Annotated in this window: 22 protein-coding genes; 20 read left to right on the top strand and 2 right to left on the bottom strand. The window is 43.9% G+C overall.

Going from position 1 to position 23,531, the window contains the following annotated elements; genetic code table 11:
• The first annotated feature begins 13 nt into the window (after positions 1 to 13).
• Together ACTHPG_RS12175 and ACTHPG_RS12170 are read left to right on the top strand one after the other, a co-directional pair.
• The gene (locus ACTHPG_RS12175; RefSeq protein WP_440389589.1) at positions 14 to 1,240 is read left to right on the top strand and encodes a Kelch repeat-containing protein; all 1,227 of its coding nucleotides are present in this window, start codon (positions 14 to 16) and stop codon (positions 1,238 to 1,240) included.
• A 560-nt stretch (positions 1,241 to 1,800) separates the two neighbouring features.
• Positions 1,801 to 3,102 (top strand): aldehyde dehydrogenase, encoded by a 1,302-nt coding sequence (locus ACTHPG_RS12170; protein WP_440389588.1) that lies wholly within the window; start codon positions 1,801 to 1,803, stop codon positions 3,100 to 3,102.
• 102 nt (positions 3,103 to 3,204) lie between these two features.
• Here ACTHPG_RS12170 and lexA read toward each other — a convergent pair whose 3' ends face one another.
• Positions 3,205 to 3,831: a transcriptional repressor LexA gene (gene lexA, locus ACTHPG_RS12165; protein WP_017688034.1), complete on the bottom strand. Its 627-nt coding sequence runs from the start codon at positions 3,829 to 3,831 to the stop codon at positions 3,205 to 3,207.
• Between the two features lie 302 nt (positions 3,832 to 4,133).
• On the opposite strand from lexA, the gene ACTHPG_RS12160 reads away from it, so the two are divergent.
• From ACTHPG_RS12160 to ACTHPG_RS12125, 8 genes are all read left to right on the top strand, one after another.
• On the top strand, positions 4,134 to 4,511 hold the full coding sequence (locus tag ACTHPG_RS12160) for a LysM peptidoglycan-binding domain-containing protein (protein ID WP_440389587.1): 378 nt from the start codon (positions 4,134 to 4,136) through the stop codon (positions 4,509 to 4,511).
• A 95-nt stretch (positions 4,512 to 4,606) separates the two neighbouring features.
• On the top strand, positions 4,607 to 4,816 hold the full coding sequence (locus ACTHPG_RS12155; protein WP_017688036.1) for a DUF896 domain-containing protein: 210 nt from the start codon (positions 4,607 to 4,609) through the stop codon (positions 4,814 to 4,816).
• 125 nt (positions 4,817 to 4,941) lie between these two features.
• Complete coding sequence (locus tag ACTHPG_RS12150) at positions 4,942 to 5,451, top strand: hypothetical protein (RefSeq protein ID WP_017688037.1); 510 nt, start codon at positions 4,942 to 4,944, stop codon at positions 5,449 to 5,451.
• A 28-nt stretch (positions 5,452 to 5,479) separates the two neighbouring features.
• Positions 5,480 to 6,271 (top strand): HAD family hydrolase, encoded by a 792-nt coding sequence (locus tag ACTHPG_RS12145; RefSeq protein ID WP_278294610.1) that lies wholly within the window; start codon positions 5,480 to 5,482, stop codon positions 6,269 to 6,271.
• A 585-nt stretch (positions 6,272 to 6,856) separates the two neighbouring features.
• Positions 6,857 to 7,786 (top strand): ABC transporter permease, encoded by a 930-nt coding sequence (locus ACTHPG_RS12140; protein ID WP_371129062.1) that lies wholly within the window; start codon positions 6,857 to 6,859, stop codon positions 7,784 to 7,786.
• A 12-nt stretch (positions 7,787 to 7,798) separates the two neighbouring features.
• The gene (locus ACTHPG_RS12135) at positions 7,799 to 8,671 is read left to right on the top strand and encodes a carbohydrate ABC transporter permease (RefSeq protein ID WP_091020710.1); all 873 of its coding nucleotides are present in this window, start codon (positions 7,799 to 7,801) and stop codon (positions 8,669 to 8,671) included.
• A 94-nt stretch (positions 8,672 to 8,765) separates the two neighbouring features.
• Positions 8,766 to 10,400 carry an ABC transporter substrate-binding protein gene (locus tag ACTHPG_RS12130; protein ID WP_440389585.1) on the top strand — a complete coding sequence of 545 codons (1,635 nt, stop codon included), beginning with the start codon at positions 8,766 to 8,768 and terminating at the stop codon, positions 10,398 to 10,400.
• A gap of 102 nt (positions 10,401 to 10,502) precedes the next feature.
• Positions 10,503 to 11,177: a GntR family transcriptional regulator gene (locus tag ACTHPG_RS12125; RefSeq protein ID WP_421890581.1), complete on the top strand. Its 675-nt coding sequence runs from the start codon at positions 10,503 to 10,505 to the stop codon at positions 11,175 to 11,177.
• A gap of 96 nt (positions 11,178 to 11,273) precedes the next feature.
• Here ACTHPG_RS12125 and ACTHPG_RS12120 read toward each other — a convergent pair whose 3' ends face one another.
• Entirely contained in the window at positions 11,274 to 11,819 is a 546-nt protein-coding gene (locus ACTHPG_RS12120) for a cupin domain-containing protein (protein ID WP_047843398.1), read from the bottom strand.
• A gap of 179 nt (positions 11,820 to 11,998) precedes the next feature.
• Between ACTHPG_RS12120 and metH the strand changes: the two genes are divergently transcribed.
• The 10 genes from metH to ACTHPG_RS12070 all read left to right on the top strand — a co-directional run bounded on the left by metH (position 11,999) and on the right by ACTHPG_RS12070 (position 23,509).
• Positions 11,999 to 15,439 (top strand): methionine synthase, encoded by a 3,441-nt coding sequence (gene metH, locus ACTHPG_RS12115; protein WP_440389583.1) that lies wholly within the window; start codon positions 11,999 to 12,001, stop codon positions 15,437 to 15,439.
• Between the two features lie 76 nt (positions 15,440 to 15,515).
• The gene (gene rnz, locus ACTHPG_RS12110) at positions 15,516 to 16,448 is read left to right on the top strand and encodes a ribonuclease Z (protein WP_440389581.1); all 933 of its coding nucleotides are present in this window, start codon (positions 15,516 to 15,518) and stop codon (positions 16,446 to 16,448) included.
• Positions 16,449 to 16,809: 361 nt separating this feature from the next.
• Positions 16,810 to 17,619 carry a TIGR01457 family HAD-type hydrolase gene (locus tag ACTHPG_RS12105; protein ID WP_440389579.1) on the top strand — a complete coding sequence of 270 codons (810 nt, stop codon included), beginning with the start codon at positions 16,810 to 16,812 and terminating at the stop codon, positions 17,617 to 17,619.
• A gap of 6 nt (positions 17,620 to 17,625) precedes the next feature.
• Entirely contained in the window at positions 17,626 to 18,447 is an 822-nt protein-coding gene (locus tag ACTHPG_RS12100) for an Fpg/Nei family DNA glycosylase (RefSeq protein ID WP_440389577.1), read from the top strand.
• Entirely contained in the window at positions 18,437 to 19,285 is an 849-nt protein-coding gene (locus tag ACTHPG_RS12095; protein ID WP_440390235.1) for a deoxyribonuclease IV, read from the top strand. Before ACTHPG_RS12100 ends, ACTHPG_RS12095 begins: the two co-directional genes overlap by 11 nt.
• 19 nt (positions 19,286 to 19,304) lie before the next feature.
• Positions 19,305 to 19,643: a cyclic-phosphate processing receiver domain-containing protein gene (locus ACTHPG_RS12090; protein ID WP_017688046.1), complete on the top strand. Its 339-nt coding sequence runs from the start codon at positions 19,305 to 19,307 to the stop codon at positions 19,641 to 19,643.
• Positions 19,643 to 19,960 carry a thioredoxin family protein gene (locus ACTHPG_RS12085; RefSeq protein WP_440389576.1) on the top strand — a complete coding sequence of 106 codons (318 nt, stop codon included), beginning with the start codon at positions 19,643 to 19,645 and terminating at the stop codon, positions 19,958 to 19,960. Before ACTHPG_RS12090 ends, ACTHPG_RS12085 begins: the two co-directional genes overlap by 1 nt.
• Positions 19,961 to 19,962: 2 nt before the next feature.
• The gene (locus ACTHPG_RS12080) at positions 19,963 to 20,736 is read left to right on the top strand and encodes an ABC transporter ATP-binding protein (RefSeq protein WP_440390234.1); all 774 of its coding nucleotides are present in this window, start codon (positions 19,963 to 19,965) and stop codon (positions 20,734 to 20,736) included.
• 6 nt (positions 20,737 to 20,742) lie between these two features.
• Positions 20,743 to 21,792: an SAM-dependent methyltransferase gene (locus tag ACTHPG_RS12075; protein WP_440389575.1), complete on the top strand. Its 1,050-nt coding sequence runs from the start codon at positions 20,743 to 20,745 to the stop codon at positions 21,790 to 21,792.
• A gap of 238 nt (positions 21,793 to 22,030) precedes the next feature.
• Positions 22,031 to 23,509 carry a serine/threonine protein kinase gene (locus ACTHPG_RS12070; RefSeq protein ID WP_440389573.1) on the top strand — a complete coding sequence of 493 codons (1,479 nt, stop codon included), beginning with the start codon at positions 22,031 to 22,033 and terminating at the stop codon, positions 23,507 to 23,509.
• The last annotated feature ends 22 nt before the right edge of the window (positions 23,510 to 23,531 follow it).

Raw genomic sequence — 23,531 nt, 5'->3', positions numbered from 1 at the left:
GAGAGAGTTCAAAATGAAAAGAGCTTTACAAATTGTCTTAGCATTATCTATTTTCCTAATTATTTTATTTCCAGGTCACGCGAAGGCTGCAGAAACAAATGAGTGGGTTAGTGTAGCAGATTTGCCTGCTGCAAGAACTGGAGCGGCGACTGCAGTAGTAGATGGAAAAATATATGTATTTGGTGGCGCAGCATCAAATGATCAAGCTTCTACTGGTGTGAAGATGAACACATCCTTTGTATATGATCCTGGAACAAATAAGTGGGCTCAAAAAGCTAATATGCCTACAAGTCGCGCAGCTGTGAGCGCTGTTGCATATGAGAAAAAAATATATGTAATTGGTGGATATTATGATAGTAACAATGCTACTTATAGAACAAACAAGGTCGAAGTTTACGATACACTTACGGATAGCTGGGAGACAGTTTCAGGCTTAACAATAGCTAGATCCTGGTCTGGTGTAGCGATTTTAGATGGCATGATTTATGTTATAGGCGGAGCAGACAATAGTAAAATTTTATCTACAGTTGAACGTTACGATATTAAGAATGATAAGTGGACTACTTTGAAAAATTTCCCTTTAGCACTAAATGCAATGAGTGCGACTACAGTAAATGGAAAAATTTATGCATATGATGGAGCTACTGGTATTACAAACGGAATGTCAAGTGCTATCTATGAATACAGCCCAGCTAGCGACAACTGGATACAAAAGAACAATTTTAAAATAGCTGCCAATGCCTCAGCTACAACTGAATATAATGGTGAAATATATTTGTTGGGGGGGCGTCAAAATGCTACTACTTTATCAAGAGTAGAAGTTTATAATCCTGTAACTAATGAGGTCAGGTCTTTCACGGATTTAACATCTGTAAGAAATCAAAGTACAGCAGTAAGTGTTAATGGAGAAATATTTATAATTGGTGGAAATAATGGAAGTACCATTCTGAATACAGTCGAGAAGCTTTCATTAAAAAGTGAAGATTCAGTGGAACCAGAACAGCCATCTGGTAACCGAGCCATACTATTAGTAACTATGACTAGCGGCCTTGAGAAAGAATTCGATCTGAGTATGCAAGAAGTAAATAGTTTTATTGATTGGTATGAAACAAAACAAGCAGGAAGTGGTAAAGCTTCTTATGCAATTGACAAGCATGATAATAACAAAGGCCCGTTCAAGAGTCGCAAAGACTACATCCTGTTTGATCGAGTTCTTACGTTTGAAGTGAGTGAATATTAAGCTTTCAATAAAAAAGGCTCCGCATTGAGTTGCGGAGCCTTTTTGCATTTTCTCATACAATAGATTGATCAAACACGTGTATACATAGCAAATTTTTTGTTATATTATTCTATGCCTTAGTTACAAAAACACATAAATGTATCAATCGCAGATTTAGATAATCATAAACCCTAATCTCATCAATAAAAGAGGAGCTTTATATAGCTGCTAACTAAACCCTTCTATTTGAAGAATTGTATAAAATCATGCTTGTTATAACTCAAAATCATTGTCATTTACCCATTAACTTAAAAAAGCGGAATTGAAATATATGTTCATTCTACATTTCATCAACCTGTCGGAAGCAAAAGGTTTAAATTACATCCTTAGAAATTTTGATAGCCAAGTAACAGAGGAGAATACTAAATCTCACTCCTAAAAATATCCAACTATCATACAAATACATACAAATCAATATTGATAAATGTTTCAATTGTATGTTGAAAGTTTCATATAGAAGAGGTATACTTTAATTAAATTTCGAGCAATTTAATTTTAAATAATTAATTGGAGATGTTAATATGGATCAAGCAAAACAACTGGTGACGGAACAACGTACATTTTTTTATACAGGACATACTAAAAATATAGAGTATCGAATTAACGCGCTTCAACAGCTTAGAAAGGGAATTGAAAAGTATCAGCAACGGATACAAGATGCACTTCGTGCTGATCTGAACAAATCTGAGGCGGAAGCTTACGGTTCCGAGATTCGCATTGTTCTTGGTGAACTGGATTTTGCATTGGAACATCTGCAGGAATGGGCTTCACCCAAACAAGTCCCAACCAATTCGGCTATGCCGGATGGGGTGAGTACGATTTACCCGGAACCTTACGGAGTGGCGCTTATTATTGCACCTTGGAACTATCCTTTCCAACTGGCCTTTGGTCCACTGATTGGAGCAATTGCAGCCGGTAACTGTGCAGTGATCAAACCTTCTGAATTAACACCAGCGGTGTCTCGTCTGACGTATGATCTGATTCAGGAGATCTTCCCTCAGGAGTATATCGCGGTTATGGAAGGGGAAGTCGAAGCCAGCACAGCATTGTTGAAAGAGAAGTTTGATTATATTTTCTTCACAGGCAGCACAGGTGTTGGTCGCATTGTGATGAAAGCTGCTGCGGAGCATCTCACTCCTGTAACTCTTGAGTTGGGTGGTAAGAGTCCTGCTATTGTCCATAGTGATGCAGATCTAAAGCTGGTGGCCCAGCGTATTGTTCGTGGTAAGTTCCTGAATGCAGGGCAAACTTGCGTTGCTCCGGATTACTTGCTTGTGCATGAACAAGTACATGATAAATTGATTGATCTGATTGGCGCAGAGATCAAAGATAAATTTGGGGATGATGTGTTACAGAATGCTGATTTTCCGCATATCGTCAACACGCGTAACTTTGATCGATTGTCGAAATTCCTCACAGACGGCCAAACACTGATAGGTGGACATTCTGTGCGGGAGCAGTTGCTGATTGAGCCGACTTTACTTGGAGATGTAAACTGGGAATCACCTGTTATGCAAGAAGAGATCTTCGGTCCGATTCTTCCAGTATTTACGTACAGTGATCTGAATCCCATGCTGGATGAGATTGTTCGCCGGCCAAAACCATTGGCACTATATCTTTTCACAAGAGATGAGCAACTCCAGGATCAGGTTCTAAATCAAGTATCCTTCGGTGGAGGATGTATTAATGACACACTCTCTCATATGACATCGCATTATCTCCCGTTTGGTGGGGTAGGAGAGAGTGGAATGGGTTCATATCACGGACAACAGAGCTTTGATGTGTTCTCCCACCACAAAAGTGTTCTGAAACGCAGTGAATAATTAGCTGTTAAAAATATAAGCATGAAAAAAGAGGTTGTCCTGCTCGTCAGGACAACCTCTTTCGTATTTCATTGCATCTGGTTTGGTTACTCGTGTGAAATATTAATGAATATCTCGGAAAAGGCCAATGACTTTACCCAGAATACTAACGTGTTTCAAACGTAAAGGCTCGAAGGTCGCATTCTCCGGTTGAAGGCGAATATGATCTTTCTCTTTATAGAACGTTTTCACTGTAGCTTCATCGTCTTCAGTCATTGCAACGACAATATCACCGTTATCAGCAGTTTGCTGTTGACGGACAATGACGTAATCTCCGTTAACGATTCCTGCTTCCACCATACTATCTCCGACTACAGAAAGCATAAACACTTTCTGTTCACCTACATAATGTGTAGGAAGAGGGAAGTAGTCTTCAATGTTCTCGGTTGCAGTGATTGGAACCCCGGCTGTAACCTTACCAACGACAGGAATACGTGCAACGCTGTGAGCAAACTGATGTGAATGCTCCGATTCTTCCTGGCTCAAAAGCTCAATGGCTCTTGGCTTGGTAGGGTCGCGTCGGATCAAACCTTTTTTCTCCAAACGATCCAAATGTCCATGTACTGTTGAGCTGGAAGCCAGTCCAACAGCTTCACCAATCTCCCGTACGGAAGGAGGATACCCCTTCAACCGGACTTCATTTCGTATAAATTCCAGAATTGCCTGCTGCCTGCTGGATATCTTCGACATACCGTATCAACCCCATTTTAGTAACGTTTGGGAAAATTATAACATAGAACCTCCGTTCGTACAAACATAAGTTCTAAATAAAATGGCATATAATCAAGGTTTTTTAACTTTTAGAACAGAATCTGTCTAAAAGCCAGAGCGTGATACTGCAAAAGTGCAAATGTTGCAAAAGAAATTCAAATAAGATATTTCTCCTTTGAAAAAAAAGCGAACAATTGTTCTAAAAATCTATTGAACAAAACAAATGTTCGTGTTATATTGATTTCAATAGATAGGAACAAACGTTTGGAGGCGGGGATTTAATGAGATATTCTACTTATCAAAGCATTTATAAACCAATGAATTCGGAACTGGTGAAGTCTAACATAGGGAACTATAAGAAGGTTTTAGCGCGTTTCAAGATATCTTCATGGATGTTAAAGGTAGCCATTACCTCTTTGATTATATTTATTGGATGCAGTACTGTTTTAACTGTATTTGCTGGCAATGAGAATGATGTTCTGCCTGGAGGGAAGATAGCCGTTTCACAAGGGGAAACATTATGGAGTATTTCTTTGGAACATAAACCGACGAATATGGATACACGTATTTATATAGAAGCAATTAAGAAAGTGAATCAACTTCATACGACTTCCATCCAAGTGGGTCAAGTACTAGCGCTACCGCAATTTACAGAATAAAATGCACATTAATGAGTGTTAGCGCGTATCAGCTTGACAAGCTGCCTTTATCATGGCAAAGTTAATATGACTTTGTATTTTTGGAGGGGACAAGCTTGGATATAGATAGTCTGGTAGCACGCATTAACGAATTGGCTCGTAAGCAGAAGTCCACTGGATTGTCAGAGGAAGAACTTGCTGAACGTGCCGAGCTAAGAGAGATTTATTTAAGTAATATTCGCAGTAATTTCAGACAACAACTGGATACCATTGAGATTGTTGATGATGAGAATGACAAAGGCCACCAAGGCAAACTCAAACACTAACGAAACCTAATGATATCATTATGATATTTAGGTTTCTTCCTGTTATTCTGAGTGTGCAATTTATAGGCGGGAATGTTGGTTTACAGTTATGTAAGCCGATACAAAGACACATAAGGGGGATTCACATGTCGCGTTCGTTCGAGAGAACGGTTAAGAAAAATTCCAAGCAGTTAAATCAGCAACGTAAAAAAAGTGGTCAACCAATCACAGGTACACCAGGTGAAGAAGTCTTTAAGGGACGCAGCCTTTTGTTCCCTATTTTTTTGATTGGCCTCGCCTTTTTGTATCTGTTTATGAGCACGTTCCTTGTACAAGCTCCGATGACAACCTGGGATTGGGTGACGATGCTGCTCTACGTATTTTTGGCAGTGATCTTCATGCTTCGTCGTCCATACATCAAGATTAGCAGTAATCGGATTATAACGACAAAAGGGAATCGTGAACGTTCAATTGGAGTTGACGACATTGTCAAATTCAGAATTGAACCTGGCACAGTTGTAATCGAACATAACAGTCGCGGGAAAAGATGGGTGTTCACCAAGTTATTGAACCGTTACGATACAGATGCGATTGCAGAACGTTTGCTGAAGTTTGCAAAAGCGCACCAGATCACCGTGGAAACCGTAGAAAAGTAATTATTGCATAAAGGGGTAGATGATCGGAATGGCGTTAAAAGCGATTTTGTTCGACCTGGATGATACTTTATTGTGGGATGAGCGTAGTGTTCGAGAAGCTTTTCATGAGACTTGTCTAATTGCAGCTAAAGAGACTGGTGTTAAACCAGAAGAACTTGAAGAAGCTGTTCGTAATGAGGCACGTGGGCTGTATGAATCTTATGAAACCTTTCCGTTTACCAAAATGATTGGAATTAATCCATTTGAAGGTCTATGGGCTAACTTTACTGGTGGAGATCAACCTGAGTTCCGTCAGTTGGAACAACTTGCTCCAGTGTACCGTAAAGAATCCTGGCGTCGTGGCTTGTTGAAGTTGGGTATAGATCGGGAAGATCTTGCTGAACAACTTGCCGCGCAGTTTGGGGTAGAACGGAGATCCAGACCTCATGTATACGAAGAAACAATGGATACCTTGCGTCAATTACACGGAAAGTACAAACTGTTGCTGTTAACGAACGGTTGTCCTGCTTTGCAACAAGAGAAGCTGGATGGTGTACCTGAATTGACTCCTTTCTTTGATGAAATTATTATCTCGGGTAACTTCGGAAAAGGAAAACCAGATCCGTCCATATTTGAACATGCTTTGAGTAAACTGGGTGTTAAACCCGAAGAGAGCATGATGGTGGGGGACAAGTTGACGACTGATATTCGCGGTGCTTTATCATCTGGCATCCAATCGGTATGGATTAATCGTGAGCATAAGACCAACAATGAAACCTATGCGCCTGACCATGAAATAACGCATTTATCGGAATTAGATCAGCTTATTGCTAAGTTCTGAGCAGATCAGCTATAACATCTTTCCTCAGCACCCTGAAACATTGGAAGCTTCAATGAACGATGATATCGTTCTTGAAGTTACCAATGTTTTTTTGAATTTTAGTGACTAATTTGCCTTGTTAAATGAGATTCTCATTTTTTTTGCTAAAAGTTATTGAAATTGGGGGGAAGCTGGATTAGAATATAACTAACATACTAGTATGACTAGTATTTAGATTGACCTAAGCAATTTCTTTTGACTTGATTCGGTTGAATGGAAGCAAAAGTGGTTGCTAACTATTTTGGATCTATTGTAAGCGCTTCACATGCTTTGGATACCTCCTTTCAATTTGGAGATCACACTACCTATCGAGTGCTAATTAATGATATGAAGCATCTTGAATTGTGTGATTCTACATAACACATTAAAATGATATCGCTTACATTTAGCTACGATCTATTTCGCAGTGGGGGTGAAGTTGAAGGCGCTGTTGTCTTTTACAAGAGGAGAAATAATGGGGAATTCTACATGTATTACTCTTACTTATCAAGTCCTGGATCGGAGTGAAAACACATGGAGTCGGAAACCGCTAAAACAACGTTAACCATGACATCATTACGCAAAGAAAGCAGATTACGAACGGCAGCAACCTTGTTTCGCAAAGACTGGCAGCTGTATTCACTATTAATTCTTCCCATCATCTATCTCCTTATTTTTAAATATGGTCCGATGATCGGTAATGTGATTGCGTTCAGACGTTTTGTTCCTGGGGGAAGTATATTTGGAGAAACGTGGGTGGGATTAAGGTACTTCAAAATGTTCATTGAGGACCCTACCTTCTGGAGAGTATTCGGTAATACGCTGATGTTGGGCGGACTTGCATTGCTCTTTACATTCCCGGTTCCCATTATTTTTGCACTGATGCTTAACGAAGTGAAGAGTAAACGATTCAAAAAGTTTGTACAAACCGCGTCTTATTTGCCTCATTTCCTGTCCATCGTTATTGTTGCAGGTATGATCCTGCAACTGACAGCAGTGAATGGTTCCATAAATGGACTGGTGGCTTTCTTCACCGGAGACAATATTCCTTTTATGCAGCGGGCTGAATGGTTCAGAACAATCTATATCACTTCTGAGGTATGGCAGGGTATGGGTTGGGGAGCGATACTGTATCTGGCTGCACTCACTACGATTGATGATTCTTTGTATGAGGCTGCGCGTATTGATGGCGCCAATCGCTGGAAGCAAACGATTCATGTAACGATACCAGGGATCTTGCCAACGATTGTGACATTATTGATTTTGAACATGGGTAATTTCCTGGCTGTTGGATTTGAGAAGATCTTGCTCTTGTACAATCCGCTGATCTACGAGACATCTGATGTGATCTCCACTTACCTGTATCGGGTCGGACTGGAATCCAGTAACTTCAGTTATGCTACCGCAATTGGCTTGTTCGAATCGCTGATCGGTCTGATTCTGGTGTTCTCCGTAAATGCCATCTCACGCAGACTGACACAAAGAAGCTTATGGTAAAGGAGGAGCATCATGCAGGAATCCAGATCTTACAAGGTATTTAAAGTATTCAACGTTATCTTTCTGCTGTTCGTGGTTTTTATAACGCTCTATCCATTTTTGAATGTCGTGGCACAATCCTTCAGTAGTGAATCGTATATTAATTCGGGAAAAGTTAGTCTATTCCCAAGAGGGTTCAATGTGGAGACATACAAGACGATCTCACGTGACAGCATGTTCTGGACGAATTATAAAAATACGATTATCTACACCGTGGTAGGTACATTAATCTCCATGTTCATGACGACTATTTTCGCATATGCCTTGTCCAAAAAGAGGTTGATGGGTCGCAAGTTTTTGACCATGTTCGCCGTGTTCACGATGTTCTTCAGTGGCGGATTGATTCCTAACTATGTGTTGATTAATTCCCTTGGATTCAACAACACCATGTGGGCTCTTGTTGTTCCGGGTGCAATTAGCATATACAACATGCTGATCATGAAGTCATTTTTTGAAAATATGCCTGAAGAACTGGAGGAAGCTGCCTCCATTGATGGGTTAAACACCTACGGAATCTTGTTACGCATTATTTTGCCGCTGAGTAAAGCTGTTATGGCAACAATGGTGCTGTTCTACGCAGTAGGCCATTGGAATTCCTGGTTCCCAGCCTTTCTGTATTTGGACAAAAAAGAACTGTTCCCGGTCACCATTTATTTGCGCAATATGATTGCAGGAGCGACAAGCGGGGCGACTGCTGGTGCAACCTCAGCTGATAACCTGACACAGATTGCTGCCAATATTAAGTCAGTAACGATGGTACTCACCATCTTGCCGATACTCACCATCTATCCATTTGTTCAAAGGTATTTTGTAACCGGTATCATGTTAGGCTCTGTTAAACAGTAATACGCAGCAGATGAAGTAATTCACATGATTAACTTTTAGGTGTTTAAAGTTTCAGGCAAGGTCAACCTAAACCAAACTCAGGGGGATAACCTAAATGAATCAAAAGCCACGTAAGTTTGTTGGTAAAATGGTGTTGGCAACAATGATGAGCGTTGTTCTGGCAGCATGTAGCAGCGGTACCGGAGCTGGAGGTGACGTCACAGAAGTTCAAACCAAGGCAGCGATGGAGACGTACAATGTAGGGGATACATTCAAGGCGACAGAGCCATTTAATCTATCCATACTATACAGTGATCAACCGACTTATCCCTATAAAAAAGACTGGTTACTTTTCAATAAAATTACCGAACTGACGGGTGTTACGCTTGAGCCAACGATTGTACCCATGAGCGATTACTCCCAGAAGAGATCTCTGTTGATTAGCTCCGGTGATGCACCACTGGTTATTCCAAAAACGTACCCTGGTGAAGAATCTGCGTTTGTGTCCTCCGGTGCGATCTTGCCGATTAGCGATTATATTGATTTGATGCCAAACTTCAAGGATAAAGTGGAAAAATGGGGTCTGGAAGATGAAATTGAAGGACTCCGGCAGGAAGATGGAAAGTACTATGTACTCCCGGGTCTGCATGAAGAAGTATGGCCAGATTACACATTACTCGTAAGAACGGATGTCTTTGAAGAAAATAACATAGCCATTCCGACCACATGGGACGAATTGTATGATGCAGCCAAGAAGCTGAAAGAAATCTACCCGGATTCCATTCCATTTTCGGACCGCTTCCAATTCAATAGTACACTGAACATCGCTGCTACCGGCTTTGGTACCAAGGCTGGATGGGGCTTTGGTAACGGATTGACGTATAAGGAAGATCAGGATGAATTTGTATACACGGCTACAACACCAGAATACAAAGAGCTACTGACGTACTTTAACAAGTTGGTATCTGAAGGATTGCTGGATAAAGAAAGTTTTACACAGGATGATGATCAGGCGGTACAGAAATTTGTATCAGGCAAATCTTTTATGATTAACGGCAATTCCCAAACGGTGGTGCTGCACCGAAATGATATGAACAAAACGCTGGGAGAGGGTAAATACTCTGTTGCGAAGATTACAGTTCCTGGAGGGCCAAAAGGTCAATTAATGTCTGGTTCCAGACTTGAGAACGGTGTCATGATCTCCGGGAAAATTCAAAAAAGCGAAAACTTTAAAGCCATCATGCAATTTGTTGATTGGTTGTACTATAGTGATGAGGGTCAAGAGTTTGCCAAATGGGGCGTTGAAGGCGAAACATTTACCAAAGAGGGCGGAACACGTAAATTGGCAGAAGACGTTAACTATAATGGTTTGAATCCAAAAGGAACGAAGGATCTGCGTATTGACTTCGGTTTCTCTGGCGGTGTATTTGCCTACGGTGGTACAACAGATTTGCTGCAATCGATGTTTAGTGAAGAAGAGTTGAAATTCCAGCAAGACATGAAAGATACCAAAGAAGTGATCCCGGCAGAACCACCGATTCCGTACTCTTCTGAGGACCGTGAACGGGTGACACTTCTGAGTACACCACTGAAAGATTATTCAGACCAGAATACACTTAAATTTATTTTGGGTGAGCGGGACTTGTCGGAATTCGATACGTTCGCCAAAGAGCTTGACAGTCAAGGTCTATCCAATTATCTGAAGCTGGCAAATGACACGTACAAAGCATACAAAGAAAACAAGCAATAACATAGTTAGGGTTGGCCAGATTACCGTTTCACACCGATATATAAGTGGAACGGTAATTTGTGCTAAAATGAATGAATACGGCTGATAGAAAGAGGTCTACGCATGTCACTTAATCAAAAAATTAGAGGCTCGACCCGGGCATATTCATATAATCTGTTAAAAGAACGAATTCTTCATCTGGAACTTAAGCCAGGCACCAAAATTTCGGAGAAAGAGATTGCAGATGAACTGCAGGTGAGCAGAACTCCCGTACGAGAAGCATTCATGAAGCTTGCTGAAGAAGAACTGCTGGACATTATTCCACAGAGTGGAACGATTGTCTCTCATATTAATCTGGAGCATGTGGAAGAAGGCAGGTTTATGCGGGAGAAGATGGAGAAGGAAATCGTGACGTTGGCTTGTGCTTCTTTTCCCGAAGAGTACAGATTTCGACTTGAAACCAACATTGCTATGCAGGAAGTCTGTATAGGAAAAAACAATTTCTATCGTCTTTTTGAGCTGGATGAGGAGTTTCATCAGATTTTGTTTCAGGGTACAGGTAAACTGAGAACGTGGAAAATGTTGCAACAATTGAATATTCCGTTCAATCGATTACGTTTATTGCGTCTGGCGGAGGATTCCAATCTGGAGGTCATTATCTCGCAACACAAAGAGATTTATCGACTTATTACAGAGCGGAAAACGGATCAGGCGGTTCAAGTAATGGAAGCTCATCTCAGGCTGGTTGTAATTGAACAGGAATCGATAAAAGCGAAGTACCCGCATTATTTTATATAGTGCACCGTTGTTGTATAATACTGCCCATGCGCATATGCGAAAACCCCTGTTCAATTGAACAGGGGTTTTGGTTAAGCAAGTCCGAACACGGGAGTGTTAGGCTTGTTTGATAAATGTGGGATCAGGGTATGGATCTGCAATCCAGCCATCTTTTTCAATGAACAGACGCACAGCGATAATTTGTTTGTTCTCCATTAAGGTGAAGAAGTGCGGTGTATTCTCCGGTACGGAGATGACGTCTCCAGGAGACAGTTCTACATTAAAGTAGCCCACATCATCTGTAGCTTTGATAACAAAGATTCCTTTACCAGCGACAATGGCACGGATCTCATCTTCAGCGTGGGTGTGGATCTCTTCGAACTTGGCCAGCTTCTCTTCAATATCTGGTGTTTGTTCGGACAACGTGATGACATCCCAGATTTGGTATCCGCGACGTGCAGCCAAATCTCTGATTTCATAATCATACGTTTCCAAAACCTCGGTTTTCTGTTCATCCGTTAAGCCAAAGTTATTTTGCAGATCAGTGTTCAGTTTGGATGCGTCCCACTTCTCATATAATACTTCGTATTTGTTTAAGAAATTTCGAACATTTTCGTCACCAGTGATGCGTTCGTTCGTATTTCGGATAACAATTTCAGCCATGTTCTTTCCCTCTTTTCCACTTGGTTTAATTGAATTATATCGGATTGATATGTTTTTGTCGATTCTCAAATTCCGTTCATATTCGTGCAAACCCGCCATCTTTCGGGAGCAAACCCGATCTTTCACATTAAGTTAGTTTCTGTTAAACTAAGATTTAACGTTTTGCGGGGGTGAAGATATTGGATAAGATTAGTCTACACGATGCATTAAAACAACGAATATTAATCCTCGACGGTGCAATGGGGACCATGATTCAACAAGTTGATCTGACTGGCGAAGATTTTGGCGGTGAAGATTTGGATGGATGTAATGAAATGTTAGTGCTTACTCGTCCAGAGCTGATCCAGCGCATTCATGAAGAATATCTGGAGGCTGGCGCCGATTTAATTGAAACCAATACATTTGGTGCCACATCCGTCGTGCTTGCTGAATATGATATTCAGGATCGGGCACGCGAGATCAACCTGGAAGCGGCCAGAATTGCGAAAGCTGCGGTTGATCGTTTCTCTACACCGGAATCTCCACGTTATGTGGTGGGTGCGATGGGACCAACAACCAAAACACTGTCCGTAACTGGGGGAGTAACGTTCCAGGAACTTATCGACAGTTATTTGGAGCAAGCGCTTGCTTTAATAGAGGGAGGCGTTGATGCGCTACTGCTTGAAACCTCACAGGATACCCTTAATGTAAAAGCAGGCAGTATTGGAATTCAAAAGGCCTTCGAACAGAGTGGCATTACTCTGCCCCTGATGATATCAGGAACAATAGAACCGATGGGAACGACCTTAGCCGGTCAGAACATCGAATCCTTTTATATATCCTTAGAACACCTTAACCCAATTTCGGTAGGACTAAACTGCGCTACGGGTCCGGAGTTCATGCGAGATCATATTCGTTCGCTTTCTGGAATGGCATCGGTTGCCGTTAGTTGTTACCCGAACGCGGGTCTTCCTGATGAAAACGGTAACTACCATGAGTCACCAGACTCGCTTGCTCAGAAGATTGGTGCTTTTGCCGAACAGGGCTGGTTGAATATTGCTGGTGGATGTTGCGGGACAACCCCTGCACATATTCGGGCTATGCGCGATACACTTGCCCAGTACCCCCCAAGAGAAATGAACGGAACACATCCACCAGCATTGTCTGGTATAGAACCAATCTATATCGAACAGGACAATCGTCCCTACATGGTCGGTGAACGTACAAATGTGCTGGGATCACGGAAATTCAAACGACTCATTGTCGAAGGCAAATATGAAGAAGCTTCGGAAATTGCTCGTGCTCAAGTGAAAAATGGAGCGCACATTGTCGATGTGTGTGTACAAGATCCAGACCGTGAAGAGTCAGAAGACATGGTGAAGTTCCTTGAATTGGTTGTGAAAAAAGTAAAGGTTCCTCTCATGATCGATACAACAGATGCTTCAGTCATTGATTTGGCTCTTCAGTACTCGCAAGGTAAAGCGATAATTAACTCCATTAACCTTGAGGATGGCGAAGAGAAATTTGAGCTGATCACGCCGTTGCTTCATAAATATGGTGGTGCGGTTGTTGTCGGAACGATTGATGAGCGGGGTCAGGCGATTAGTCGGGAAGACAAGCTCGACGTAGCCAAGCGTTCTTATGATCTGCTGGTGAACAAATATGGACTCAAACCAGAAGACCTCATTTTCGATACGTTGGTGTTCCCGGTTGGTACCGGAGATGAACAGTACATCGGTTCGGCCAAAGAAACCATTGAAGGTATAAGAGTAATCAAGGAAGCGATGCCTGAATGTCATACGATTCTCGGGATTAGTAACATTTCATTCGGACTGCCTGAAGCGGGACGGGAAGTGCTGAACTCTGTATTTTTGTATGAATGTACCAAAGCAGGTCTCGACTATGCCATCGTGAACACAGAGAAACTGGAGCGTTATGCGTCCATTCCTGAAGAAGAACGCAGGCTTTCGGAAGAACTTTTATATAACACCAATGATGACACTCTGGCAGCGTTCGTAGCGGCTTTCCGTAATAAGAAGGTGGAGAAGAAGGAAAAAATCTCAAACCTTTCATTAGAAGAGCGTCTAGCGTCATATGTTGTGGAAGGAAGCAAAGAAGGATTGCTGCCCGATCTCGAACAGGCGCTTGCCAAATACACAGCGCTTCAAGTGATTAACGGTCCTCTGATGCGAGGGATGGAGGAAGTGGGTCGTCTCTTTAACAACAATGAGTTGATTGTAGCTGAGGTATTGCAGAGTGCAGAGGTTATGAAGGCTTCTGTAGCATATTTGGAGCAATTCATGGAGAAGAACGAGACTTCTGTCAAAGGCAAGATCATTCTGGCCACGGTTAAGGGCGATGTGCACGACATCGGGAAGAATCTGGTCGAGATCATCCTGTCCAATAACGGTTACCGAATCATTAATTTGGGTATAAAAGTACCACCAGAACGTATCATTGAGGCGTACCGCGAAGAAAAAGTTGATGCGATCGGGCTCTCGGGACTATTGGTAAAATCAGCGCAGCAGATGATTCTTACTGCTCAGGATTTGAGAACAGCAGGAATTGATGTGCCTATTATGGTTGGCGGAGCGGCACTAACACGTAAATTCACCAAAAATCGTATCCGTCCTGAATATAATGGAATGGTTGTATATGCCAAAGATGCAATGGATGGTCTGGATCTGGCAAACAAATTGATGAATCCCGTTACGCGTGAGGCGATGCAACTGGAGATGGAAGCCGAGAAAGAAGCCGATGCTTCAGGTGCTGTAACTGTTCAGGCTCTTCCAGAGCTTACACGAGTGGAACGTTCGGATATTGCTGTAGATCATCCGGTTCTTGTTCCGCCTGATCTGGAGCGGCATACGATGCGTAACTATCCGTTATCACATATCCTGCCCTACGTGAACATGCAGATGTTGCTAGGACACCATCTGGGGTTACGCGGTTCAGTAGAACAACTGCTTGCTTCAGGTGATAAGAAGGCTACCGATCTGAAAGCAGTTGTGGATGATATTATGCAAGAGGCTGTTCGTGACGGGATTATTCAGGCACATGCCATGTATCGATTCTTCCCGGCTCAGTCCAGCGGTAACAGCATCATTATTTATGATCCTAAGGACACCAGCAATATCTTGCATACGTTTACGTTCCCACGTCAAAAAGTTGAGCCGTTCCTGTGCCTGTCCGACTTCCTGAAGCCTGTTGAATCCGGTCAAATGGATTATGTTGGTTTCATGGTTGTGACTGCCGGACATGGTGTGCGTGAACTCTCCACGGCGTGGAAAGATCAAGGGGATTACCTTCGCTCGCATGCTCTGCAATCCGTAGCGCTCGAGGTAGCAGAGGGATTAGCTGAGCGTGTGCATCATATGATGAGAGATATCTGGGGATTCCCGGATTCTGCGCAGATGACGATGAAGCAACGACACGGTGCACGTTATCAGGGGATCAGGGTATCCTTTGGATATCCGGCTTGTCCGGATTTGGAAGATCAAGGCCCGCTGTTCAAGTTGTTACAGCCTGAGGATATCGGTGTGGAATTGACGGAAGGTTTCATGATGGAACCTGAAGCATCCGTATCAGCGATGGTATTCAGCCATCCGCAAGCGAAGTATTTTAACGTAGAAAAGGCATAAATCAGTTGAGTGTCAGGCAAAGCCCTCCGCAATGTCGGAGGTTTTTTGCTGGCAACAGAAAGAGGTGCGATCCAGAATGGAACTATATTTCCTGGGAACTAACGCTGGTGTACCTACGCTGCAACGGAATGTAACTTCCATTGGGCTACGCATGTTGGATGAGCGCAGAGCTTTGTGGTTGTTTGACTGCGGGGAAGGAACACAGCACCAGATTTTAAGTTCTCCGCTTAAACTAAGCAAATTGGAGAAAATATTTATTACTCATCTGCACGGGGATCATGTATTTGGACTTCCAGGACTGCTTTCGAGCAGAGCCTATCAAGGTGGCACTACACCTTTAACGGTATATGGTCCGCCGGGTACGGAACGAATGATTAGTACAACAATGGAGTTAAGCCAATCACGGGTTAACTATGATTTGAATATTGTGGAACATACGGGCGGCGTCCTGTTTGAGGATGACAGTTTTGTCGTGGAAGCTGCTTTGCTTGAGCATCGGATTGACAGTTATGGTTACCGGATCACGGAAAAGGATCGTCCAGGCAGCCTGGACCCAGCCAAACTGGCGGAATATGGTTTGAAACCAGGCCCATTATTTGGCCGGCTGAAACGTGGAGAAACCATTACGCTGGATAACGGTCATTCGCTTCGTCCAGAAGATGTATTGGGAGCGCCAAAACGAGGCATGGTGATCACCATATTGGGTGATACCCGTCCATGTGATAGTGTACAGCCTCTTTCCATTAATGCAGATGTACTTGTGCATGAAGCCACATTCATGCATGATCTGGCCGACACTGCGCATGAGTATTATCATAGTACTTCCAAACAAGCGGCAGAAGCGGCTAGAGCAGCCAATGTTGGGCAATTAATCATGACTCACTTTAGCTCACGTTACAAGGATGAGGATCAACTGCAGCCACTTTTGGAAGAGGCCCAGTCCGTATTCCCGAATACCAGACTTGCAAATGAACACCAGCTTATTCCTGTCGTGCATCGCAAGCAGTAATCTTAACCAGGAATGCGATTCAGTGCACCGCTGCACACGTCATATAAAGAACCGGGTAATTGCACGGGACTGAGGGAGAGGAACTCCCGCGGTCCCTTTTGCAATCTGGTCAGAAAGCGTGTAGGATGGGCAATATGAAGAGGGAAATGATTCAAATTATTTTCCGGGAAAGCGCAGGAAATGACAAGCTTGTACAGAAGACGCGCGAGTTAAACCGTCGGTGTTCGATCCGGTTCGACTTGTTGCGTGCATATGTCAGCAGGCCATTATTTTTTCCTGAATACATAGGTTCGCGTTCAAGTTCGAGGTAAATGATTAAGGACATGAAACGTTAATGGAATGAAGAAAGGAAGTGCTGTGTGTGATTAAGGCCTATCTGATTGACTTGGATGGTACGCTCTATCATGGCAGACATCGTATCGAAGGAGCCGATCAGCTTATTCGAACACTGCAAGAGCTAGGAAAGCCGTATTTATTCGTAACAAATAATTCTTCACGCACACCACAAGGTGTGGCAGATCACCTGAACGGGATGGGTATACCTGCCGACGCGTCTCAAGTATGTACTTCTGCTGTGGCAGCTGCTGAATACGTTGCTGAAGAGTCGCCGGGTGCAAAAGTGGCATGTATTGGTGAAGCAGGGCTGCTGCAAGCCATAGAGGAAGCAGGATTACAGTTGACAGAAGATGCACCGGATTACGTGATACAGGGGATTGATCGTGAATTTAGCTATCACAAATTGACGAAGGCACTCCGGTGGATTAATGCAGGATCAAAATTCATCATGACCAACCCGGATCTGAAGCTTCCTTCCGATGATGGACTTACGCCTGGGGCGGGAACGATTGGAGCAGCAATTGAAGCTGCAACCGGAGTTCGTCCTACAGTTATAGGCAAGCCATCCAGTGTTATAATGAAGTCAGCCATCAGCCGACTGAACCTGGCCGCTAATGAAGTGGCAGTCATCGGAGATAATATGCGAACCGATATTGCAGCTGGAGTTGCTGCAGGATGTGAGACATTGCTCGTACTTACCGGTGTGACAACACGGGATAATATGGATGGACATATTCAAGCGGCCAAGGCTCGACCTGATCATGTGTTTGAAGATTTGCATAAATTGATGGAGTGGCTGTCGCAAGAGACAGACCAGGCTTCCAAAAAGGGGTAATGTACGATGCCGGAACTGCCGGAAATGGAAAATTACCGGACCTTGCTGTCCGAGAAAATACTTGATCTACCGATTACAGGTGTTGTAATTAATCGTGATAAAACGATAAATACGGAGCCTGATCTGTTCATCAATGAACTTACAGGTAATCGCATCATATTTGTTGAGCGCCGAGCGAAGCATCTGATTTTCCATTTGGCCAATGGCAAACGTTTGGTGCTGCACCTCATGTTGGGCGGTATGATTTTCTGGGGCACGGAAGAGGAACGCCCTGATCGTTCCACGCAAGTGGAAATCCAGTTTGGCGATCACATTTTATTCTTTATTGGACTACGCTTGGGTTATTTACATCTGCTTACTTCGAAAGAAACCGAAGAGGCGATGTCTGATCTTGGGCCTGAACCATTGGATCGACGGATGAACGTGGAACGTTTTGCTTCTCTGTTGAAAGGTCGTCGGGGTACACTTAAGACAACATTGGTAAACCAGCATATCATTGCAGGGATTGGCAACTGTTATTCGGATGAGATTGCCTTTGCTGCTGGTCTGAGACCAAGCTCCAAAACGCAGAACATCGCGTCTTCCCCTGAGCTGACGGAGCGCTTGTTCCATTCGATGCAGTCCGTGTTGCGCGAAGCCGCTTCTGAGGGGGGCTATATGGAAATGCCACTCATGCAAGGGGATACGAAGACAGGAAGCTTTGACGAGCAATGTCGGGTGTACGATCGGGAAGGTGAGACGTGTCCGCGTTGCGGGGGAACGATTGAACGAGTGGAAATTACGGGCAAGAAGGCTTTCTTCTGTCCGAAATGCCAGCATGAAGCTTAACAACGGAATCGGGGCACATGTCAGCACGAGAGGTGGATTTTTACAGGCAGCCAAGAGAGCACATGCGATGGGGGCAACGGCGTTTCAGTATTTTCCGAAGAACCCGCGCAGTCTTGGTCTGAAAAGTCTGGATCTCAAGGATGCTGAGCAGTGCAGGGATTGGTGTGAACAGCATGGAATGGCTTCGATTGCCCATTCACCCTATCCTACGAATCCGGCGTTGGGCATGACCCGTGGAGAGGCGGGGTTTCATGCTACAGTAGCTTCTATTCGCAATGATCTTGAAATTACGAATGCTTGCGGTTCTGTTGGGACGGTGGTCCATTTTGGACATATTAAAACAAACGATCCGCTGGAGGGGTATCAGAACCTTATTCAATGCCTGGATACCGCCCTGGAGAATTGGAGTGGTCATTCGAAGGTGCTGCTTGAGAATCAGGCAGGTGATCATGGCCCCATGGGCACGACTATGGAAGAAATGATACAGATTCGCAAATTGAGCCGATATCCGGAGCATATTGCTTTTTGTTTTGACACATGCCATGCTTTTGCTTCAGGTTTGTGGTCGTCAGGCAACGAAGCGGCGATGCTCGACAAGGGCAGGGTGCTCGGATACTGGGATGATGTTGCTGCTGTACATTTTAATGATTCCAAATATGCGTCTGGTTCGTGTAAGGATAGACATGCGAGGATTGGACAGGGTTATATCGGAAGAGAATCAATGAAAGTATTGTTAACTGCGCCTGAGTTCCAAAAAGCGGTTGTTGTGCTCGAGACAGAAACGGGTGAAGATGGAACGCACCGTGATGATATAGCGCTCATGCGTTCCTGGCTATAGTGGGGAGAGGAGCGATTGTATGCATGTTTTTTTGGATGACTATCGGGCGTGTCCGAAAGGATTTGTTCTGGCAACGAATGCTGAAGAGTGCCTGATGCTGCTAAGAGAAGGTGACGTGGACATTTTGTCTCTGGATTATGAGCTTGGTCCGGATTCGCCGAATGGCGGTGAGGTTGCGGCATCCATTGTACGAGAAGGGTTATTTCCGCGTGAAATCTATTTGCATACGTCCAGTATGTTTGGAAAACGCCAGATGTACGAGATGTTATACAGCAATAAACCGGATTCGGTAACCATTCATAATGGTCCAATGACGGGTGAGGTCATGCTGCGTGTTGCTGCGGGAGAAGAAAGTTAATGAAGCCAATTACATCGAAAATGTTAATGTGCGGCGTATGGGAAGGTATGCCGCAGGCTGTATTTATATATACCCCTTTATGTGGGACATGTGCGGCAGCCCGGCGTATGTTGGAGGTCGTTGAGCACATGCTGCCAGAAGGTATTTTATCCGAAATGAACATTCATGACATTCCCGAACTTGTACAACAATTCCAAATTTCAAGTGTACCAGCCGTGATGCTGTTTGACGGCCAGCAAGATGTTCCAAAAATGGTTTATCGGATGAGCTCTGTGGAGCATCTGCTCTCGGAGATCCGAAAGGCGGTGCTGAATTGAGCATAATCTCAATGGAACATGTCTCACTTAGACGAGAAGAGAATCAGATTTTGGACAACGTGCATTTGCGCATCGAACAAGGTGAACATTGGGTTATTCTGGGTCGGAATGGTTCTGGCAAAACGACGTTACTTGAAATGATGAACGGATATATGTTTCCAAGCCAGGGACGCATTGAAGTACTCGGTAATCTGTATGGACAATGTGATGTCAGGGAAGTCCGTAAGGAAATTGGTTATATCAGTCAAACGTTGATTGAGAAACTAACACCAAGGGATCCGGTGTGGGAAGTTGTCGCTACAGGAGCTTATGCTTTTTTGCGTTTTTATCAGACGATTCCTGATGAAGTGAAAGCCAAGGCAATGAGCTTGTTGGATGACATGGGCTTTGCTAACTTGGCCAACAACCCGCTTGGAACGTTATCCCAAGGGGAACGCAAAAAAGTCATGCTTGCTCGGTCATTAATGGCTGAGCCCAAATTACTTATTATGGACGAGCCTTGTGCGGGTCTAGACTTATACGAACGTGAGAAGATGCTGGTTGAGATTGATCGTCTACGCCAGCGTAACATTACAGTAGTATATGTAACACATCATGTTGAAGAGATCGTACCTTTATTTACCCATGTGGCCTTGATCCGCGATGGACGTATTGCTGCGGCAGGCCCCAAGCATGAAGTTTTGACACAAGATACAATTAAGCATACGTACGATGTCCCGGTCGATATCCAATGGGATGACGGTCGTCCGTGGATACGCGTACGTTCTGGAGGGTAACACAATTTGAGTACACAATCGTCTTGGGAAGAAGGCAACTTCTCCCGTTTTATCTGCACAGCCAATCATGGTTTTGCCCCTTATGCTCAGGAAGAGTTGCGCCGTACGTTTGGAGCGGTCAAGAGCACGGTACTCGTACCAGGAGAAATATTGCTTGCGGGTTTGCCTGTAGCGGAGGAAGAAGTTGCAGGTAAGCTGTGGGCAGAGTATCCAACGTTTTTACGTCATATTCAACCTGTTCAGTTTCAGGAGAATACAGAAGATTCGGAGCAGTCTATTGAGAAATTGATTGCATTTGTGTTGAATCATAAGGAACTGACCGGTACCCCTGTCGTGCTGCAGGTGCGGAAGACAGAAGGAGCCTTTTGGCAAGAAAATGCAGCCTCTTTGAAGCAATTACTGACAGAAAAGCTGGATGAGCTAGGATGTGAATGGGTTGTACGTGATGCTGAATATGTCATTTCCGTATTTGCTGCGAATGATATGTTGTATGCTGGCGTATCCAGACCTGAACAGAACCTGTCAGACTGGAGCGGGGGAGCCGTACGTTTTCAAAAAGAAGATGGACAGATCTCACGTGCCAAGTTCAAACTGCTTGAAGCCGAGCAAACGTTTGGCATTGACTTTACTTCATTTCATAAAGCACTTGATATCGGTGCAGCACCAGGTGGGTGGACCTCGTTCCTCCTTGAACGCGGGCTTGAAGTAACGGCTGTAGATCCGGCGAAGATGGATGCGACGCTACTGTCATCGCCAAAACTGACATTTTTGAAAAAAAATGCAGGGGATGTTCGTTTCCGCGAAGGAGAATTCGATCTGCTCGTATGTGATATGAGTTGGAGTCCGAAGCTGATGAGCCGACTTGTATCAGACCTTCTATATAGTCTGCAACCCGGGGGAACAGCGATTGTTACGGTGAAGTTATTGCATAAAAAACCGCTCGCACTCATTAAGGATGTTATCGATACGTTTGAGCGTTCGCGGATGCAGATTCAACGTTCCAAGCAGTTGTTCCATAACCGTGAAGAGATTACACTCTATATGGTCAAATATTAAGAGATTAAATGAATCTCATAGCTCACTAAAAATGGATTAAGGTATTATGATATTGATCCGATTAAGCTCATTACATTTTGTGCTTTACAAGCTATTCCTGCCTGTACTATAATGATACCAATATTAACCATAACAAATCTGAGGGAAAGCATCCCGAAGCGAACGAAACCGGATATCCGGTCTGTTCTTCTTCGGTGAAGCTTTCCCTTTTTTGTTGTGTATTGAAGGAGGAATAGATATGAGATATCCGGCCAGGCTGGAACGAGGAAGCCTGCTGGGAGGTAGATATCGTATCGTATCCATTCTGGGAACAGGCGGAATGAGCCATGTATACGAGGCGGAGGATTTGAAGCTGCCGGGCAAGATATGGGCAATTAAAGAAAGCGTGACGACTATGCCATATGAAGACAGCATGGAGACAGAGGCTGCTCTCCTGACATCACTTCGCCATCCAAGATTACCGCAAATCATTGATTTTTTTGTCCCGGATGAAGATGGGTACACGTACTTGGTGATGGAATACATTGAAGGGTTAACGCTCAGTGAGTATTTCAAGCAGTGCCGCGGGAAGATTCCAATGGCGCAGTTAACGGAGCTGGTACTTCAATTGCTGGATGTGTTGAGTTATCTGCATAATCTGAATCCACCTGTTATCTATAGGGATCTGAAACCATCCAATATCATGATCACCCCGGAACATGAAGTGAGGTTAATCGATTTTGGTATCGCAAGAAGTTACAAAACGCAAAGTGCCGAAGATACCGTCAAGTTGGGAACAGCTGGTTTCGCCGCTCCAGAACAATATGGTTCCGGTCAAACGGATGCCCGTTCAGATCTATATGGACTCGGAGCATTGCTGCTGTATCTTATGACTAGTGGGGCTTATACGGAATGGATACAGGGTGTTGAAAGCTCTATCCGGAGTGATGTTCCACGGACGTACATCCCTGTGGCAAGAAGACTGTTAAGATACAATGCCGAAGAACGATTCCAATCTGCGAATGAGGTGCGGAAGGAATTGCTCCGAATACCCGGTGGAATATCGCCTGGTGGAGATGCAACCATGACCTTAAATGGCGGAACAAGAGTTATTGCCTTGACGGGTGCTTCATCTGGTGTAGGGGTTACCCATACAGCTATAGCTATCAGTCATTATCTAGAAAGGCAAAACTTTAGAGTAGCTGTGATTGAAATGTCACCTCGCTCTCAATCCTTTGCAAGAATTCAACAAATCGCTCAAGCGGGTAAGCCGGTGCCCACAGGCAGGCAGTTTGCTGTGGATGGTGTGCATTATTGGAAACAATCCGGGCGAGCGGATATACTGTCATTGCTTGGAGGGAGTTATCAATTCATCGTGATGGATCTAGGTAGTGGTCAGGACCAGAACCGGCTGGAAGAATTCCTGCGTGCAGATCTGCCTATTGTTGTAGGCTCAGGTGCCGAATGGAGACAGGCGGAGATAGGCTCTTTTGTTCGATCACATCATCGTTATCCACAAGAGAAATGGATATTTTGTCTGCCACTGGCAGCAGCTGAAGCAGTTCAGCGCATTCGTAAATCGCTGGATACATCGAGTGTATATGGTCTGCCGTTGCATATTGACCCTTTTGACAAGGACGCACAGATGGATAAGGTGTTTTCACATATTTTAACGCATATGATGGCACAGCAGCCCAAGAAACGTTCGTTCTTTTCACGAAGGAAAGTGCATGATTAGACGAGATTACGAAAGGAGAGCC

This window comes from Paenibacillus sp. SAF-068 (assembly GCF_051967555.1).
Taxonomy (GTDB): domain Bacteria; phylum Bacillota; class Bacilli; order Paenibacillales; family Paenibacillaceae; genus Paenibacillus.
This window is presented reverse-complemented; position numbering and strand designations above follow the sequence as displayed.